Here is an 18527-nt window from a genome sequence, read left to right on the forward strand (position 1 = left end):
CACCTTGTCGACAAAGGTTCGGTAAAGCTCCGCATAAGCCGGGTCTTGATAGTCGACCAAGAAGCCGATGCGCTTGGCGAGCATCTCGTCCAGGCCTGAGCGCTTGACGATGTTGATGATCTGCCGTGCCTCGAACAGCGCTCGCACCGCGGCCAGATCCTGCGCGCAGCGACGGCCCCATTCGAACGCGATCTTGTTGTTCTCGATCTGCACATTGTTCAGCTCAATCGCCCGCATCAGCGCCGCATAGCTCAAGGGCACGCGGCCCTGCTGCCAGGCATAACCCAGCATCAGCGGGTTGGTGTAGAGCGAGTCGCCGACCAGCTTGACCGCCACTTCTTCGGCGTCAAACATGCCCACACCCGCCTGGCCTACGGCCGAGGCGACCGCGCTCTCGCAAGCAGCGCCTGGGAATGACCAGTTAGCGTCGTTGACCAGCGAGGCGGTCGGCGAGCCATGGGTGTTGAGCGCCACAAAGGTGCGGCCTTCGCGCATTACCGCCAGCGTGGTCTTGTTGGCGGCGACGATCGAGTCGCAGGCGATCACCAGATCGGCCTCGGCCGTGCCGACCTTGGTGCAGTGGATCGCGTCTTCGCTATTGGCGATCTGGATATGGCTCCAAGTGCTGCCGCCCTTTTGCGCCAAGCCGGCCGCGTCTTGGGTGATCACGCCCTTCCCCTCTAAGTGAGCGGCCATGCCCAGCAACTGGCCGATGGTGATGACACCGGTGCCGCCGACGCCGGCGACGACAATGCCCCACGCTTTCTCGGGGTTAGGGATCAGCGGCATGGGCAAGACACCCAGCGAAGCATCAAACGGACTCAGGCGCTTGTCCTTCTTGGGCTTCTTCAGTTGGCCGCCTTCGACGGTGACGAAGCTGGGGCAAAAGCCCTTGACGCAGGAATAGTCCTTGTTGCAGCTGTTCTGGTTGATTTGGCGCTTGCGGCCAAACGCGGTGTCCCGCGGTTCGATGCTCAGGCAGTTGGACTGAACCGAGCAATCGCCGCAGCCTTCGCAGACCAGTTCGTTGATGACGACGCGTTTGGCCGGGTCCACCAACTTGCCCCGCTTGCGGCGGCGGCGCTTTTCGGTCGCGCAGGTTTGGTCGTAAATGATGACCGAGGTGCCGATGATTTCGCGGAACTCGCGCTGGATCTCGTCCAGCTCATCGCGGTGATGCACGCTCACGCCGGGCAGCAGCGCCACACCGTCGTACTTCTCGGGCTCATCCGTCACGATGACCAACTTGGCCACGCCTTCCGAGATCACGCTCTGCATGATCTGCAAGACCGAGTGGCCCTCGGCGCGCTCGCCGACTTGCTGACCGCCGGTCATGGCCACCGCATCGTTGTAGAGAATCTTGTAGGTGATGTTGACGCCGGCGGCGATCGACTGGCGGATCGCCAAAATGCCACTGTGGAAATAGGTGCCGTCGCCGAGGTTGGAGAAGATGTGCTTCTCATCGGTGAAGGCCGACTGTCCCACCCAAGGCACGCCCTCGCCGCCCATCTGCGTGAAGGTGGCGGTGCTGCGGCCGGGCATCCAGGTGACCATGTAGTGGCAGCCGATGCCGCCGACGGCGCGCGAGCCTTCGGGCACACGGGTCGAGGTGTTGTGCGGGCAGCCGCTGCAAAACCAAGGCGTGCGGTCGGCGCCGCCGGCGGTTTTTTCCTCGGCCTTCAGCGCAGTCTCTTTGGCATCGATGATGGCGACGCGGGCATCCAAACGGGCCATCACATCGGCATCGACGCCGAGCTTCTTGAGGCGCTTGGCGATCGCGCGGGCAATGATGGCCGGCGTCAGGTCGGCCTGCGGGCGCAAGAGCCAATTCTTGCTTGGGTTGGCCAGGCCCCATTCGCCGCCCGCGCCACCCTCGGCGTCGTCGTCAAACTTGCCCAGCACATGCGGGCGCACATCGGGGCGCCAGTTGTAGAGCTGCTCCTTGATTTGGTATTCGATGACCTGGCGCTTTTCTTCCACCACCAGGATCTCTTGCAGACCGTCGGCGAAGTCGCGCGTGATGCTCGCCTCAAGCGGCCAAACCACATTGACCTTGTGGACGCGGATGCCGAGCCGGCGGCATGTCGAGTCGTCCAGGCCCAGGTCATGCAGCGCCTGGCGGGTGTCGTTGTAGGCCTTGCCCGAGGCGATCAGGCCGAAGCGGTCGGCCTTGGTCTCGATCACGTTGTAATTGAGCTTGTTGGCGCGCACATAGGCAAGTGCGGCGTACCACTTGTGGTCCATCATGCGCGCTTCTTGCTCCAGCGGCGCGTCGGGCCAACGGATGTGCAGGCCGCCCGGCGGCATGGGGAAATCCTCCGGCATGATGATCTTGACCCGGTCGGGGTCAACGCTGACCGAGGCACCCGACTCGACGATTTCTTGAATCGTCTTCATGCCCGACCACAGCCCCGAGAAGCGGCTCATCGCGAAGGCGTGCAAGCCCATGTCCAGAATGCCTTGCACGCTGCTGGGGAAGAACACGGGCAAGCCGGCCGCCTTGAAGACGTGGTCGCTTTGATGGGCGGCGGTGCTGCTCTTGGCGATATGGTCGTCGCCGGCAATGGCGATCACGCCGCCATGCTTGGAGGTGCCGGCCATATTGGCGTGCTTGAAGACGTCGACGCTGCGGTCCACGCCCGGGCCCTTGCCGTACCAGATGCCGAACACGCCGTCGTACTTGGCCTTCTCGGCGAACAGGTCCAACTGCTGAGTGCCCCACACAGCGGTGGCGCCGAGCTCCTCGTTGACGCCGGGCTGGAACACGATGTGCTGCTTGGCCAAGTGCTGCTTGGCCGCCTGCAGCGCTTGGTCATAACCGCCCAGCGGCGAGCCGCGGTAGCCCGACACAAAGCCGGCGGTGTTGAGGCCGGCCAGCGCGTCGCGGGTACGCTGCAGCATCGGCAGGCGCACCAGCGCTTGCACCCCGCTCATGAAGGCGCGACCCGAGTCGAGCGCGTATTTGTCGTCCAGCGTGACTTTTTCTAGCGCGCGCAAAACGTGTTCGGGCAAGGGTGCATTCATGGTGGTGTCGCTTGTCTCTTGGTTTGAATCAGGGCTGGCGGACGGCGCTTGTGGCGGCGTTGCCCCCTTCGGGTGTGGGCAGTGTTGGCGGGTAGGGCAGTGTAGGGAAAGCGCGGCGTCAGGTGCTTGCTTTTTGCTGTTGCATTTTTGATTCCAGCGCAATAATCGTGCTCTAAAAATCAAAAGGAGTGCCGATTGATATCTCGAAAGCCGGAAACAGGGCATGGCAGGGCGAAATCCTTGGCCAAAACAGCGCTGCACAGTGCGCCGCCGCCAGGCAGCAGCCCGCTGATTGATGGCGAAGGCGCCGGCGGCGAGACCCTGGATCGCTTCCACATCGCCATCCTGGCTGAGCTGCAGCGCGACGCGCGCTTGTCGAATGCCGAGCTGTCGGCGCGCATCGGCTTGTCCACCGCGCCGACTTGGCGGCGCGTGCGCTGGCTGGAGGAGCAGGGCTTCATCACCGGCTACCGGGCCGAGATCGACCGCCGCAAAATCGGCCTGGGCGTGCTGGCCTTTGTGCGCCTGGACGCCGACCGCAACACCGGCGCCTCGACCAAGCCGCTGGAAGATGCCATCAGGCAGCTGCCCGAGGTGATCTCCTGCCACTACATCTCGGGTGCCGGCACCTTCGAGCTGCAGGTCTTGGCCACCGACCTTGATGCCTTCAGCCGCTTTACCATCGCCACCTTGTTGAACCTGCCTAACGTCAAAGATGTACACACCAGTTTTTCGCTCGGCGAGGTCAAGGCTGGCGGTGGCGTGCCGTTGGCGCATCTGGGTGGAGTGGCAAACCCATGAGCCATTCAAACCGTCTGCCACTGAACCATTTTTTGCTCGCCCTGGCGGTAGTGGCGATCTGGGGCAGTAACTTCGTCGTCATACGGCTAGGGCTGAACGCCTTGCCGCCGCTGCTGTTCGCGACGCTGCGCTTCAGCTTGGCAGTCTTGCCTGCGATCTTCTTTCTAAAAAAGCCCGATCTGCCTTGGCGCAATCTGGCCAGCTATGGGCTCTTGATCGGCGTTGGCCAGTTCGGGCTGTTGTTTTTGGCCATGCGCAGCCAAATTTCGCCGGGTCTTGCTTCCCTGGTGATTCAGACGCAAGTCTTCTTTACCTTGATGTTATCGATGCGCTTGAACAAGGACAGGGTGCAGGGCTATCAATGGTTAGCCTTGGCGCTGGCGGCCAGCGGCATCGTGCTGATTGCAAGTCACACCGACGGCAGCGCCACTCCTTTGGGTTTGCTCATGATCCTCGCCGCTGCCTTCAGCTGGGCCTGCGCGAACATGGTCGGCAAGCAGGCGGGCCGGGTCAATATGCTGGCCTATATGGTCTGGACCAGCGTCTTCGCCGTGCCGCCCTTGCTGGCGCTTTCCTTGATCGTTGAAGGGCCGGCTGTGATGGCCGCCGGCTTGGCCCGCGCCGATGCGACGACCTGGGCCGCCGTGGTCTGGCAAGCGGTCGGCAACACCTTGTTCGGCTACGCCGCCTGGGGTTGGCTGTTGGCGCGCCACGCGCCGGCCACCGTCGTGCCGATGGCCTTGTTGGTGCCGGTGTTCGGCATGAGCACGGCGGCGCTGGTGTTGGGCGAAAGCCTGCCGGCCTGGAAGTTGAGCGCCGCCGCGCTGGTGCTGAGCGGCCTGGCACTCAATTTGCTGTGGCCGCTGCAGCCTTGGGCGACGCGCGCCTGAGGCGCGGTCGCTCAAGTCCTGCACCCGGTCAGCGCCGCTGCGCCGCAGGGCTTGAGCGTTACTCAGGGCGTATCCTTAAGCTGTGGCGGCTTGGCGGCGCAGCGCCCGCGCACCGATGGCCAACAGCCCCAAGCCCATCAAGGCCCAAGTGCTTGGCTCGGGCACGGCGGTGATGTTGTAGGTGATGTCCTGCTCGAAGGTCCACATACCCGCAAACGGACCGGTCGGCGAAGAATTGACGGTCCAGCGCACCTGATGGTTGCCTGCCGACAGGCCCTCCATTGCGATCAAGTAGCCATCCGAAATGGCCGGGAAGATGCCGGCAGGCCAGCCGCCCAGATTGTCAGCGCCGACATGCAGTGGGAATAAATCGGTTGATTGGCGGAATTGGCCCAGCGAGGAATAGCCGGCAGGCAGCAAGGCGGGCGCACCATCAACGGTGATTGACATGCTGTTGATCGTGCCCAATATATGGCCGGCTATGAAGCGAAGGTCAGCTTCGGTCTCATTGGCATCGGGCCAGCCGGTGACGACCTGAAGATTCAGCAACAGGGTCTGGTCGGGGCGCACCGTCACGTTGCGAACCACAGGGGTCGCGTTGAAGGACCCGGGCAAAAAGAAATACCCTCCTTGGTCGCCGAGCTGTGTGTTGGCGCCGGGCCCGTCGAGGAGGGGGTTGGTGGCGGCGGGGATTGATAGCCACCATTGGCTGAACTGGGCCAATCTGAAGCGCTGGTCGTAGCCGGCGACGAGGGCGTCGGGCGCAATCAGCTGCTGTGCCCGCAAAGGCGCGGCCGCGATGGCGAGCAGGGCGGCCGCAGCCAGTGGGAGCAGTGGGCGCGCCAGGCTGCGGGCGACTTGGCGATGTGAAGCGTGTGGGTGTGACATTTCGTTCATCCCTTGAATCTGCAGTTGAGGGTTGACGGCAGCGTGTGCTGCCTCGGGCACGGCGAGCTTTGTTTGCCGTGACGCCAATGTCTTACTTAGCGAGCCCGCCGTCCTGAAAGCGTCTGAAACGGCGCTTAAAAATTCTTAAAGTTCGCGGCGAGTCCGAGAGCGCGGGCTTTGCATCCCTATGATCGGCAGCGCTGGGTCCGGCAGTTAGTCGCTACCCTGCATGACCTCTGAGGAGTAGCCCGCCATGCCAATGGACTCTGTCAGTCTCGATGCGCAAGCAGCGCCTGCCGGCCCTAACGATGCGCTGCGCTGGAAGGTCTGCTTGCTCGCCTTTTGTCTGCTCTGCGGCGGCCTGCGGCTGTGGGCCTTGGCCACTATCGATCGCAGCATCGTGGCGGAGGCGGCGGGGGGCATGGGGGCCAAACTATCGCGAGCCGAGGGCCCACGATGGTTTCGCGAGATCAAGCACCTGAAGGCCGATTCCGACTTGGCCCGCCAAGGTGTCGGCATAGGCGACCGACTCTCCTTTGACCATGCCGGGGACGCCTGGCGCCCGATGGGTGTTGGTGAGGTGATTCCGGTCACCGTCGAGTCGCGCGGCGTGTTGCGGTCGCTGTCGGTGCAAACGGTAGCAGAGCCTGAGCGTGTCAGCGCCATTCACGTGGTTGCGGCGATCGGCGGTTGGGTGGACTGCTGGATGGCTCTGGGCATTGCCTTGCTGATGAGCTGGCGGCGCGCCGACAGCCCGTCGATACGTGCGCTCGCCGCAGCCCTGGCGCTCTACGGTATTTCGGATATCGGCCAATATTTGCCCGGCGGGCTGACGCAGACCCTGGTCTTTCTGACCGGCAGCACGCTGCAATTTTTTGTCTTCATCGCGGCCTTGCTTTACTTCGCGATCGCTTACCCGGATGCCCAGAGCCGCTTCTCGAAACCGTGGGTGCGGCGCGCTTTCGCGTGGTGGTTTGGGGTGGGCCTGGCACTCAATTTATTCGAGGCGGGCTTCTTCTTGCGCTTGGTGCCGCTGTCTTCGGCCGTGTGGCAGTACACGATCGAGCGGGTCGCCCGAGCGCCGACCATCGTCGGGACCGTGGCAGCACTGGCCTTTCTCTGGGCTGCATGGCGTCAGGCCGCGGGCACGGCAAAGTACCGGGCCGGCTGGATCGGCGCCTGCGTGGCAATTTTGTTGTTGAGCAATTTGATTTTTGCGGTTGCCGGTGCGCTGCCGGGGCGCACCCGGGAGCGCGAACTGATGGTGACCTGCGTACAGGCCGTGCTGGACATAGTCGCCATGCTCGGCCTCGCCTACGCCGTCCTGCGCCACCGCGTTTTTGGCTTCGGCTTTGCGCTCAACCGTGCCCTGGTCTGGGGCCTGGTGCTGGCGGTGCTGCTGGCCGGCGTGGCTTTGCTGCGCATGCTGGGTGGGCGCTGGCCGCTGCTGGCCGACCCGCGCGTGGCGGCCGGCGTGACGGTGCCGCTGGCGTTGCTGTTTGCCGGCGCCGTGCCGCGTTTGCGTGGCTGGGCCGACGGTGTTGTGCAGCAACTCTTCTTCAGCAACTGGCGCAACCGGGAGGAGCAGCTCTGGATGGCCGCCCGTTCGGCCGCCACCCTGCAGGGGCAAGACGCGTTGTTGCAGCATTATTTGGCGGCGATCGGCGGCTTTGCCGACGGCGCAAGGGCGGCGGTGTACCGCGTCGGCGCCGAGCAATGCGAACGCTTGGTCTCGACGCTAGCCATGAACGATGTGCCCGCTGCCTTGACCCTGACGCCCGCCGATCTGCGCAGCATCCTCGCGCATCGCCTGCCCGCCGCGCTGGCGCTGGTGGTGGGCGTGGACGGCTTGGCCATTCCAATCAAGCACCGCGAGCTTTTGAGTGGGTTTATGTTGCTGGATACAAGGCCGGATGCGGCGCCGTATCGGCCCGACGAGGTGCGCGCACTGGCCCGCGCCACCGCGATGATGCAAGAGGATTTGCAGGCCGATGCCGGGCGCTCGCAAGCGCAGCTGCTGGAGCAAAAACTCAGCGCCGAGCTGGCTGCGCGCGAGGCGGCGCAATCGGCCAACGCGGCCAAGAGCGCCTTTCTGGCCACCGTCAGCCATGAGATCCGCACGCCTATGAATGGGGTCATAGGCATGAGTGGCTTGCTACTCAACTCGACCCTCAGCGAGGCGCAGCGCGACAACGCGCAAACCATCCGCGACTCGGCCGAAGCCCTGCTAACCATCATCAACGACGTGCTCGATTTCTCCAAGATCGAGGCCGGCCGGATGGAGCTGGAGGCGCAGCCCTTCGAGTTGCGCGAATGCGTGCGTTTGGCGCTGGATCTGGTCAGCGTGCGCGCCGGCCAAAAGGGTTTGCGCCTGAGCTGCCAGATCGGCGCGGAGGTGCCGGTGGCGGTGGTCGGCGATGCGGCACACCTGCGCCAGATTCTGCTCAACCTGCTCAGCAATGCCGTCAAATTTACCGATGCCGGTGAGGTGGCGCTGACGGTGACGGCGCCCGCCAGCGGTCGGCTGGCGTTTGAGGTGCGCGATACCGGCATCGGCCTGAGCGGCGCGGGCCGCGCGCGGCTGTTCCAGCGCTTCAGCCAGGCCGACAGCAGCATCAGCAGCCGCTACGGCGGCACCGGCCTGGGCCTGGCCATCAGCCGGCAGCTGGCGGAGCTGATGGGCGGCACGATGGATGTGGAGAGCGCCGGGTTGGCCCAAGGCTGCCGTTTCCATTTCGATATCGATGCGCCGGCCGCCGAAGCCGCCTTGCTGCCCCAGCGCAGCGCCGCGCCGCCCACGGCGCTGGACCCGCAAATGGCGGTACGTCACCCCTTGCGCATTCTCTTGGCCGAAGACAACGGCGTGAATCAAAAGCTGGCGCTGCGCCTGCTGCAGCAGATGGGTTACCGGGCCGACTTGGCCGGCAATGGGCGGGAGGCGCTGGACTGCGTGGCGCGCCAGCCCTATGACCTGGTGTTGATGGATGTGCGCATGCCGGTGATGGACGGGCTGGAGGCGACCCGCGTCATCACGGCGCGCTGGCCAGCCGGGCAGCGCCCGCGCATCGTCGCGATGACGGCCAACGCCCTCAACGGCGACCGACCGCAATGCTTGAGTGCGGGCATGGATGAGCATTTGAGCAAGCCGCTGCGTGTCGACGCCTTGATTGCCGAGCTGATGGCAAGCCCTCGCAGGCTTGATGTTTGATGAAAGCAGAAGATATGAGTCATCCCCTGATCGACACTTTTGTTTTCGAAGCCTTGCAAGCCAATGCGGGTGCGGATTTTGTGTTGCAACTCGTCGAAGCCTTTGCCGAGGAAGCGCCGCAGCTGACGCAGCAACTGCGCGCCGTGGCGGCAGCGGGTCAGGCGAGTGAATTCGAGACCATCGCGCACAGCTTGAAGAGCAACGGCGTCACCTTCGGCGCGGCCCGGCTGAGCGAGCTGGCGGCGCGACTGGAATGGACGGGCTTGGCGGCGGCGCCTGAGATGGCGGCCGCCATTGATGAGCTGGCAGCCGAGATCGCGGCCTTGCTGCCGGCCTTGCGGGCGGCGGCCAAGCGATGAGCGGCCAGTCAAGCGGTGACCCATCAAACGCAGGCCTGGTGTTCGGCCATGTCGAGCTGCGGCTAAACGAGCGCCGGCTCTTGGTCGATGGCCAGACGGTGGCGCTGGGCAGCCGCGGGTTTGATCTACTCCAGACCTTGGTGAAATGGCGCGAGCGTGTGGTCAGCAAGGACGAGTTGCTGGAGCAGGTCTGGCCCGGCTTGGTGGTGGAAGAAAACAATCTGCAGGTGCAAATATCGGGCCTGCGCCGCGTACTCGGCGCCGCCGCCATCGTCACGGTGCCGGGCTTTGGCTACCGCTTCAGCCTAGCGAGCGGCCCGGCCGAAGTGCTAACAGCCAATTCGCATGGTCAAGTTTTCCAGCCGCAGCCACAATTCATGGGCCTCACGGCCCGTGTGTTGGTGGCCGATGACAACAAGGTGAACCGGCTGCTGCTGTGCCGCTCGCTGGAGCTGATGGGCCACGAGGTCAGCAGCGCGAACAATGGCCGCGAAGCGCTCGATTTGCTCAGGCGGCAGCCGTTTGATCTTTTGTTGCTGGACCTGGCGATGCCCGAGCTCGATGGTTTCGGCCTTTTGCAACTGCGCGCCGACGACGCTGCGCTGCGCGAGGTCGGGGTGATCGTCACCAGCGCCATTGGCGGCGTGGCACCGGTGGCGCGTTGCATTGAGCTGGGGGTGGAGGACTTTTTGCACAAGCCGGTCGACCCCTACTTGCTCAAGGCCCGGGTCGACTCCAGCCTGAACGCCAAACGCCAACGCGATCAGCAGCGCGAGGCCCTCAGACGCTTGATGCCGGCCGGGCCCAGCGCGGCCCGGCGTTTGGAGGATGTGACCGTGCTGGTCACGCGCGTGCAGGGTCTTGAGCGCTTGGCGCTTGAGCCCGAGCAAGTTCAGGCGGCGCTGAGCGACTGGTGCACGCTGATATTTGATGCGGTCGAGGGGCGCGGTGGCGAGGTCGCGCGCTTCAGTGGCGACGGGCTGACGGCCTTGTTTCGCAGCCCGCAAGCGGCGCTGCAGGCGGCGCAAGATATGGAGGAATTGCTGCGGGGTTTCAATGAGGAGCGCCAGATGCTGGAGCTTGCTGCCATCAGCGCCGGCATTGGCTTGGCGCGCGGCAGGGTCGTAGCCTGCTCGGCCAGCAGCGGCAGCCGCGCGGCCTATGCTTGCATCGGGGAGCCGGTGCTGCGCGCCGAGCAGCTGGCGGCGGCCTGCTCGGGTGGCGGGCAATTCTTCTTGATGGACGAAGGGCTGCCAGATGGCCTCAAGCGCTGAAATGGCAAGCCATCGCGGCTATTTTCTGAAGCGCCGACCCTACGTCGGCGGCTATGCTGAGCGCATGAAGATCTTGCAATCCCTGGTCATCGGTTTGGTCCTGTGTGCCACCGCGGCGGGCGCGGCGCGGGCGGCCGAAGCGGCCGGCCGCGGTGGGCCGCGCCAAAACCTGTGGGTCGAGCTGCGCTGGGTCGACAGTGCGGTCAGCGGCGCGGTGCTGTCCGCGCTGCGCGACGGCTCGGTGGTGGTGGGCACGGCCGGCTCGGTCTCCGCGCAGGGCAGCGTCGGCTTCAACACGCAGCGCCGTGGTGAGCAGCAGGTGCAGCGTTTGCTGGTGCTGAACGGCCATCAGGCCTCGGTGCAAATGACCGAAACAACGCCGCTGCAGTGGCTGGATTTTGGCGTGCAGTTTGATGCGGCGGCGCCCGATACAGCTAACGTCAACAAAGGCTGGGCCGTGCCGCGTCACGGCTTGAGCGAGCAGACCCAGGGCTTCACGGTCACGCCGCATTGGCCCGGCGGCCAGCAGCCGGTGCGGGTCGAGTTGCGGGCGCAGGGAAGTGGCGACAACGCCGTCCGCCACGATCAAACTCAGACCCAAACCCAAACCCAAGCGCAAGTGTTCAGCACCGTCTCGGTGGGCCTGGGCCAATGGCTGACCGTGGCGCGCAGCGGGGCCGCCACGCAGCGCCAAGAGCGCGGCGTCATCAGCAGCCGCAACGCCGAAACGCAGAGTACGCGCGAGCTGCAGCTGCGGGTTGAGCTGGCGCCTTGAGTCTCGATCCACTCACCAAGGCAGCCGCTCGCCCGAGTAACTGAGGAACTGCCCGCTGTCCGCCGGTGTCAGCCCGTCCAGCACCGAGAGCATCTCGGCCGCCGCAACATCGGCGGGCCGGCCGATCTCGGCGCCGCGAAACGGTGCCGACAAGGCCGAGCTGACCGTACCCGGATGCAGCGCCACCAACACCGTCTGCGCTTGGCTGCGGCGCAGCTCGATGGCAGCGGTTTTGATCAGCATATTCAGCGCCGCTTTGGAGGCGCGGTAGCTGTACCAGCCACCCAGCCGGTTGTCCTCGATGCTGCCGACCTTGGCCGACAGCATCGCCATCACGCCGCGCCGGCGGTCCAGCAAGGGGCTGAAGTAACGCAGCAGCAGGGCGGGGCCGAAGGTGTTGATGGTGAAGGTGCGCAGCAGTTGCGCAGGGTCGAGCTGGCTCAATTGCTTTTCGGGCATGAATTCGGGCGTGTGCAGCACGCCGGCCGCGTTGATGATCAGGTGAAACGGCCCCCGCGGGGTCAGCTGGCTGGCGGCGGCGGCGATGCTGGCGGCTTGCTCAAGGTCCATGGCCGGCGCGGTCTGGCGCCCCAATCCCAGTACCAGGCCACAGCGCGGATCACTTTGCAGCAGCTGAACAAAGGCCGCCCCGATCGCACCACCGGCGCCGACCACCAGCGCCCGGTAGCCGTCGGGCATCGAACTTAGCCCGCTCATAGCCAGCCTTGGCGCCACAGCGCCGGGTCTTGCAGTTCGCGCCAGCCAATGCTTTGGCTGCGCTTGGACATCACCGCCTCCAACTCAACCGCTTCCACGGCCAGGGTCGTTTGAGTAAGCCCCGGGCTCGGTGCGGCGTGGATGACCCGGGTCACCAGCCAATGTTTCTCCTTGGCTTGCGGCTGCGTGGCCGTCCATTTACTGAGCAGTAGTTTTTTCGGGTGTAGCGAGTTCATGGCGTGCAGCCTAGCTGAATTGGGCTGACAGCGTTGCCGGCTTGACAGGTGACTTGGCAAAGCCACGGGCGAAATGCGCGCGCACGGTGCCGCGCTGGCAGCCATGTAAGCTGGTGGCATTGATCGCTCGGAGTTTCAATGGGTTCATTTCAGAATGTGGCGGTGATTGGAGCCGGCTTGGCCGGTCTGTCCTGCGCGACGGCCTTGCAAGCGGTGGGCCACCGGGTCAGCGTGTTCGACAAGAGTCGAGGTGTGGCCGGGCGCATGAGCACGCGCCGCGGCGACGGCTGGCAATGTGACCACGGCGCGCAGTACTTCACCGCCCGTAGCGCGGCCTTCCGTGCCGAGCTGGCGCGCTGGCTGAGTGCCGGCGTGGCGGCGGTCTGGGCGCCTCGATTGGCGGTGTTTGGCGCCGCTGACCAGCACCGGCCAGACGCTGAGCTGCTGCGTTATGTCGGCGCACCGCAGATGACGGCGCCGGCCCGGTGGTTGGCCGACGCTTTGCTTGAGCCGGTCAACACTGGCGTACAAATTGAACGCCTGGTGCGTGCCGGGGCCGGCTGGCGGCTGCAGGGGGCCGCGGCGGCTGCCCCAGTGGATCAGGTGTTCGATGCGGTGCTGCTGGCCTTGCCGGCGCCGCAGGCGCTCGCCTTGCTGCAAGAGCCAGCACCCGAGCTGGCGCAGTGGGCGGCCGGCGTGCGCATGCGTGCCGCTTGGGCCTTGATGCTGAACTACGGCGCGCCGCAGGAGCTTGGCTTTGATGCCGGTTTCGTCAACCAGGGGCCTTTGCGTTGGGTGGCTCGCAACAGCAGCAAGCCCGGGCGCTCGGGTGCTGAGAGCTGGCTCTTGCATGCGCAGGCCGAGTGGAGCGAGCTCAGGCTGGCAATGCCGCCCGAGCAAGTCGCCGAGGCCTTGCTCCGGGCCTTTGCCGCGCTTGGTGGGCCGCCGCCGGCGGCCTGGTTTGCGCATCGCTGGCTCTATGCCGATCGGGCACCTGGCTCGGTAGGCCCCGCAGGTGGATGCGCCTGGGACGCCGGGCTCGGCCTGGGGCTGTGTGGGGACTGGCTGGCGGGCGGCAAGGTCGAAGGCGCCTGGCTGAGCGGGCAAGCCTTGGCGCAACAAGTGGCGCTGCTCGGGCTCCTAGGGGCGAACACGGGTATAAAAAAGACCGCCGTCGGCCACAATCCTCCGTAGAAATTCGATGCTATGGAGCCCTGGGGTTGAATTCATCATGCCGGCAGCACCTTACCCTGAGCAGGAGTTGGACCGGCTGAGCGCTTTGCGGGGTTTGCTGGTGCTGGACAGCCCGCATGTGGCCGCGTTCGAAGCCCTGGCACAGGCCGCAGCGCTGGCCTGTGCGGCGCCGGTGGCGCGCATAGCGCTGGTCGATGGGCAGCGGGCCTGGTTCAAAGCCGGCGTCGGCCTGGCCGGGCTGGATGAGTTGCCTCACGATGACGCGTTTTGTTCACACGCCATCCTGGCGGATGGCATCTTTGAGGTCGAGGACGCCAGCCTGGACGCGCGCTTTTGCGATCTGCCTGGCGTCGCCGGTTCGGCCGGCCTGCGCTTTTTTGCCGGCGCGAATCTGCGCTTGGCGGGCGATCAAGTCCTTGGCAGCCTCTGTGTGATGGACGTGCAGCCGCGTCGGCTGACCCTGGTCCAGCGGGACATCTTGACGCAGTTGGCCAGTGCCGTGACGCAAGCGCTTGAGCTGTGCCGCAGTGTTCAGGCCGAGTTGTTGGCAGCGACGGCCTTGGCCGAGCGTGCTGCCTGGTTTCATTCGCTCAACGAGGCGGCGCCCGTTGGCATCTTTCACACCCACACCAGCGGTGCTTGCAGTTATACCAACCCACGCTGGCAGGAGCTTTTCGGTCTCGACGGGGACCAAAGCCTGGGGCAGGGCTGGTCGCAGACCCTGCATCCGCAGGACCGCGCGCGCGTGCTTGAGCATTGGCTCAGCTGCGCCAGTTCCGCGCGTGAGTTTGAGATGGAATTCCGTGTGCAGCTGCTGACTGGGGAAGTGCGCCATGTGCATGCCCGCAGCCGTCCGGTGCTGGGTCAACAGGGCGAGTTGATTGGCCATGCCGGCGCGGTCGAGGACATCAGTGAGCGCGTCCGCTCGCAGGCCATGCTGCAGGCCAGCGAGATGCGCCTGAACATGGCGCTGGACAGCGGTCGCATCGGCATTTGGGAGTTTGATCTGGACAGTGGTGCGCTGGTCTGGGACGCCTGGATGTGCCGTCTCTACGGTCTGCCGCCGACCGAGCAGCCGATGAAGTATGCGGCTTGGGCAGAACGCCTGCACCCGCACGACAAGCTGCGCGCGGAGCGTGAAGTGCAAGAGGCGATCAAGGGGCTGAAGCCGATTGATACCGAGTTCCGCGTGATCTGGCCCGACGCCAGCGTGCACCATCTGCGCAGCTCGGCGCGGCTGACCTTTGATGAACAGGGCCGGGCGTTGCGCATGGTCGGCGCCAACTGGGATTTGACCCAGATCCGCCAACTGGCCGAAGAGATGGCGGCGCTCATGGGGGCGGTGCTGGTGGAACAGCATGAGTTGCACTTGGTCACGCTGCGTTCGATTGGTGACGCAGTGATCAGCACCGACGCGGCGGGTTTGGTGGTTTGGTTGAATCCCAGCGCCGAACGGCTCACCGGCTGGCCGGCCGCCGAGGCGCGCGGTCGGCCGCTGGGGCAGGTGTTTCACATCGTCAATGAAGAAAGCCGCGCGCCGGTCGAAAACCCCGTGCACGCCTGCCTGAAGGAGGGCAAGACGGTGCGGCAAGCCGGCCACACCCTGCTGATTTCGCGCCACGGCGAGGAGTTCGGAGTGCAGGAATCGGTCGCGCCGATCCACAATGAAAAGGGCGATATTTTCGGGGTGGTGGTGGTCTTTAATGACGTGACCGAGCAACGCCGGCTCAGCGGCGAGATGACGTACCGCGCCACGCACGACCCGCTGACCGGCCTGATCAACCGCTCTGAATTCGAGTTACGGCTGTGCCGCGTGCTCGACCAGGCTCAGGGTGATCGCAGCCAGCATGCCTTGCTCTATATCGATCTCGATCAGTTCAAGCTCGTCAACGATGCCTGCGGGCATGCGGTCGGCGACCAATTGCTGCAGCAGGTGGCCGCCATCTTGGGCGCGGTCGTGCGCACGCGCAACACCTTGGCGCGGCTGGGCGGCGATGAATTTGCGGCGCTGCTGGAGCATTGCTCGCCCGCGCAGGCGCAGCGTGTTGCGCAGCAGATCTGTGACCGCATGGAGGACTTCCGCTTCCTGCACCACGAGCGGCGCTTTCGCATCGGGGCCAGCATTGGCCTGGTGCCCATCACCGGGCGCTGGCCCTCGGTGGCGGCGATTTTGCAAGCCGCTGACACCTCTTGTTATGCCGCCAAGGAGCAGGGGCGCAACCGCGTCCACACCTGGTTTGATACCGATCAGGCGATGTTGGCCCGCCAGGGTGAAATGCAATGGACCGGGCGCATCGAGCTGGCCCTCGATGAGGGGCGCTTCGTGCTGTACGCACAGCGCATCGAGGCGCTGCAGCTGCCGCCGGCGGGCCAGCCCGGCCTGCATGCCGAGGTCTTGCTGCGCATGGTGGAGCCCAGCGGTGAGCTGGTGCTGCCGGGGGCATTTTTGCCGGCGGCCGAACGCTTCAACCTGGCGACAAGGATTGACCGTTGGGTCTTGCGCCAGGTGCTGAACTGGATGAAGGCCGAGCCCGACCTGGCGGCGATCGAGATGCTCAGCGTCAATCTGTCCGGTCAGTCTGTCGGCGACCGTGCCTTTCATCGCTGGGCGCTGGAGGCGCTGGCCGAGGCCGGCGCGGAGCTCTGCCGGCACCTGTGCATCGAAATCACCGAGACGGCCGCCATCACCAGCCTGGCCGATGCGGCCCTGTTCATCGAGCAGGTGCGGGCCTTGGGCGTGCGCGGCGCGCTCGATGATTTCGGTGCGGGCGCGTCCTCCTTTGCCTATCTGAAGCATTTGCCGGTCGACTATCTGAAGATCGACGGCCAGTTTGTGCGCGAGCTGGTCAATGACGCCTTGGATGAGGCGGCCGTGCGCTGCTTTGTCGATGTGGCCCAGGTGGTGGGCATGCAGACGGTGGCCGAGTTTGTCGACAGCCCGGCGGTGCTGCAGCGGCTGCGCGAAATCGGCGTGAACTACGTGCAAGGTTTTTTGCAGCATGAGCCGATGCCTTTGAGTGAGTTGATAGGCTCCAAGCTGAATCTGCTGCCGGCTGTGCTGCCGGCGACAGTGTGAGGGCAACCAAGCGCCTTTGCAGCACAATGCGTGCCTTCGCTGCAGCCCCTCCCGCTTGATCCTAGATTCGGCAGTTGACCGCTCCCCAATGTGAATAAACATCGATGACCATTGAGAACACTCGCGTTTACAAGATTCATCAATCAGGTGAGAGCGCTAATCGCCCGCCTGAGCCGAACCCGAACTCGCTGGACAGCGTTGCTTCTCCTCGTGGGCAGGCGCCCACTTCGTCGTCGCGCCTTGCCAGCAAGCCCTGGCTCGACTCCTTCGGGCGCTTTCAACTGCCGAATCTAGGATGAGCTCTCCCAATCCCGCTCGCCGCCGTCTATTGACCAGCGCCATGCTGCTGACCACCGGCGGCCTGGCCGCTTGCAGCCATGTCGGTACACCCACAGACACCTTGGTGCAGGCGTTTGCGTTCGACGACATCACCAGCATGGACCCGGCCACGTCGTTCGAGATCTCCGGCGGCGAAATCCTGGGCAACACCTATCAGCGCCTGGTCGGCTTTGAGCTGGATCAGCCAAGCCAGATTGTGGGCGTGTTGGCCGAGTCCTGGACCGTCTCGACCGATGGGCTGCAGATCAGTTTTCGGCTCAAGCCGGGCCTGCGTTTTGCGTCGGGCAATCCGCTCGGCGCCGAAGATGTGGTGTTTTCCTGGCAGCGCGCGGTGAGCCTGGACAAGACGCCGGCGTTCATCTTGACCCAGCTCGGTTTGAGCAAGGGCAATGTGGCCGAGCGCGTCGTTCAGACCGGCCCGCTGAGCTTGAGTTTGTCAATTGGCAAGCCGTTTGCGCCCAGCTTTGTGTTGAACTGCCTGACCGCGATGGTGGCCTCGGTCGTGGACAAGCAACTGCTCTTGTCCAAGGAGAAAGATGGGGACATGGGTGCCGCCTGGCTCAAGCTCAACCACGCCGGCTCCGGCCCCTGGAAGCTGCGCGATTGGCGAGCCAACGAAATTTTGGTGATTGAGCGTAACGATTTATTCCACGGCCCCAAGCCGGCGCTGACCCGCGTGATCTACCGCCATGTCAAAGAGGCCGCCACCCAGCGTTTGCTGCTTGAAAAGGGCGATGTGGATATCGCCCGCAACTTGGCGCCGCAGGATCTGGCCCCGCTGGCGGCGCATCCGCAGATCAAGCTGATCCAGCAAGCCAAGGGTGTGGTCTTTTATATGGGGCTGAACCAGCGCCACCCGCTGCTGGCCAAACCTGAGGTGCGCGGGGCCTTCAAATGGCTGGTGGATTACGAGGCGATTGGCGCCACCTTGATCAAGGGCATCGGCCGGCCGCATCAGAACTTTTTGCCGCTGGGGCTCTTGGGTGCCAGCAGCGAGCAGCCCTTCAAGCTCGATGTGGCCCGGGCGCGTGCGCTGCTGGCCAAGGCCGGGTTGGCGGATGGCTTCAAGATCAGCATGGATGTGCGCACCATTCAGCCGGTGATGGGCATTGCCGAGGCGGTGCAGCAAACGGCGGCGCGCGCCGGCATTCAGATCGAGATCATTCCCGGCGACGGCAAGCAGGTGCTGACCAAATACCGCCAGCGCCGCCACGATATTTTCATTGGCGACTGGGGCACCGACTACTGGGACCCGCACAGCAATGCCGATACTTTTACGCGCAACCCCGACAACAGCGACGGCGCCAAGAACAAGCCGCTGAGTTGGCGCAACAGCTGGGACATCCCCGAGCTCACGCGTCAGACCGACGCTGCCGTGCTGGAACATGATGCCGCGCGGCGCGAGCAGATGTATGCGGCGCTGCAGGCCGAGTTCCGCAAGAGCAGCCCGTTTGTGATGCTGTTCCAGCAAACCCAGGTGGCGGCGCTGCGCAAGAACGTACAGGGCTTCAGGCTCGGCCTGACCTCGGACAGCACCTATTTGGCTGCGGTGAGCAAGCTGTGATGACTTTTGTGAAAGCCCTCTTTCGCTTCTTGCCGGTGCCGCTAACCTGGCCGATGGCGCGCGATGCCATTGCCGGAAAGCATGTCGAACGCGACTGGGTGCCGCTGGCGAAGATTGCGCCGGCGGTGCCGCGGGCGGCGATCGGGGCCGAGGATGCGCGCTTTTGTGTGCATTGGGGCTTT

Annotated in this window: 13 protein-coding genes; 9 read left to right on the forward strand and 4 right to left on the reverse strand. The window is 64.9% G+C overall.

Annotated features, from left to right (window positions below; translation table 11 throughout):
* The coding region (locus RMO57_RS08350) for an indolepyruvate ferredoxin oxidoreductase family protein (protein ID WP_310385734.1) at positions 1-3024 on the reverse strand (3024 nt) is incomplete at its 3' end.
* 291 nt (positions 3025-3315) lie between these two features.
* Here RMO57_RS08350 and RMO57_RS08355 point away from each other — a divergent pair.
* Both RMO57_RS08355 and RMO57_RS08360 read left to right on the forward strand, forming a co-directional pair.
* A complete protein-coding gene (locus RMO57_RS08355) occupies positions 3316-3825 on the forward strand; it encodes an Lrp/AsnC family transcriptional regulator (protein WP_310385745.1) in 510 nt (169 codons plus the stop codon).
* Positions 3826-3839: 14 nt separating this feature from the next.
* A complete protein-coding gene (locus RMO57_RS08360) occupies positions 3840-4715 on the forward strand; it encodes an EamA family transporter (protein ID WP_310385746.1) in 876 nt (291 codons plus the stop codon).
* Between the two features lie 75 nt (positions 4716-4790).
* Here the strand turns inward: RMO57_RS08360 and RMO57_RS08365 are convergent, their stop codons facing one another.
* A complete protein-coding gene (locus RMO57_RS08365; protein WP_310385735.1) occupies positions 4791-5603 on the reverse strand; it encodes a PEP-CTERM sorting domain-containing protein in 813 nt (270 codons plus the stop codon).
* Between the two features lie 253 nt (positions 5604-5856).
* Here RMO57_RS08365 and RMO57_RS08370 point away from each other — a divergent pair, with 253 nt between their 5' ends.
* From RMO57_RS08370 to RMO57_RS08385, 4 genes are read left to right on the forward strand one after another with little or no spacing between them, the layout of a single operon-like run.
* The gene (locus RMO57_RS08370; RefSeq protein ID WP_310385736.1) at positions 5857-8811 is read left to right on the forward strand and encodes an ATP-binding protein; all 2955 of its coding nucleotides are present in this window, start codon (positions 5857-5859) and stop codon (positions 8809-8811) included.
* 14 nt (positions 8812-8825) lie between these two features.
* A complete protein-coding gene (locus RMO57_RS08375) occupies positions 8826-9170 on the forward strand; it encodes an Hpt domain-containing protein (RefSeq protein ID WP_310385737.1) in 345 nt (114 codons plus the stop codon).
* Positions 9167-10444 carry a response regulator gene (locus tag RMO57_RS08380; RefSeq protein ID WP_310385738.1) on the forward strand — a complete coding sequence of 426 codons (1278 nt, stop codon included), beginning with the start codon at positions 9167-9169 and terminating at the stop codon, positions 10442-10444. The genes RMO57_RS08375 and RMO57_RS08380 overlap by 4 nt, the downstream gene beginning before the upstream one ends.
* 1 nt (position 10445) lies before the next feature.
* Entirely contained in the window at positions 10446-11219 is a 774-nt protein-coding gene (locus tag RMO57_RS08385) for a hypothetical protein (protein WP_310385739.1), read from the forward strand.
* Between the two features lie 12 nt (positions 11220-11231).
* Here the strand turns inward: RMO57_RS08385 and RMO57_RS08390 are convergent, their stop codons facing one another.
* Complete coding sequence (locus RMO57_RS08390; protein ID WP_310385740.1) at positions 11232-11936, reverse strand: SDR family NAD(P)-dependent oxidoreductase; 705 nt, start codon at positions 11934-11936, stop codon at positions 11232-11234.
* Positions 11933-12172, reverse strand: coding sequence for a TIGR02450 family Trp-rich protein (locus RMO57_RS08395; RefSeq protein WP_310385741.1), 240 nt, complete (start codon positions 12170-12172; stop codon positions 11933-11935). The genes RMO57_RS08390 and RMO57_RS08395 overlap by 4 nt, the downstream gene beginning before the upstream one ends.
* A 138-nt stretch (positions 12173-12310) precedes the next feature.
* Here RMO57_RS08395 and RMO57_RS08400 point away from each other — a divergent pair, with 138 nt between their 5' ends.
* The 3 genes from RMO57_RS08400 to RMO57_RS08410 all read left to right on the forward strand — a co-directional run bounded on the left by RMO57_RS08400 (position 12311) and on the right by RMO57_RS08410 (position 18345).
* Complete coding sequence (locus tag RMO57_RS08400) at positions 12311-13366, forward strand: NAD(P)/FAD-dependent oxidoreductase (protein ID WP_310385742.1); 1056 nt, start codon at positions 12311-12313, stop codon at positions 13364-13366.
* A 37-nt stretch (positions 13367-13403) separates the two neighbouring features.
* Complete coding sequence (locus RMO57_RS08405) at positions 13404-16442, forward strand: EAL domain-containing protein (RefSeq protein WP_310385743.1); 3039 nt, start codon at positions 13404-13406, stop codon at positions 16440-16442.
* Between the two features lie 295 nt (positions 16443-16737).
* Complete coding sequence (locus RMO57_RS08410) at positions 16738-18345, forward strand: ABC transporter substrate-binding protein (protein ID WP_310385744.1); 1608 nt, start codon at positions 16738-16740, stop codon at positions 18343-18345.
* Positions 18346-18527: the final 182 nt, after the last annotated feature.

This window comes from Roseateles sp., assembly GCF_031397715.1.
In the GTDB taxonomy this organism is placed as follows: Bacteria; Pseudomonadota; Gammaproteobacteria; order Burkholderiales; family Burkholderiaceae_C; genus Paucibacter_A.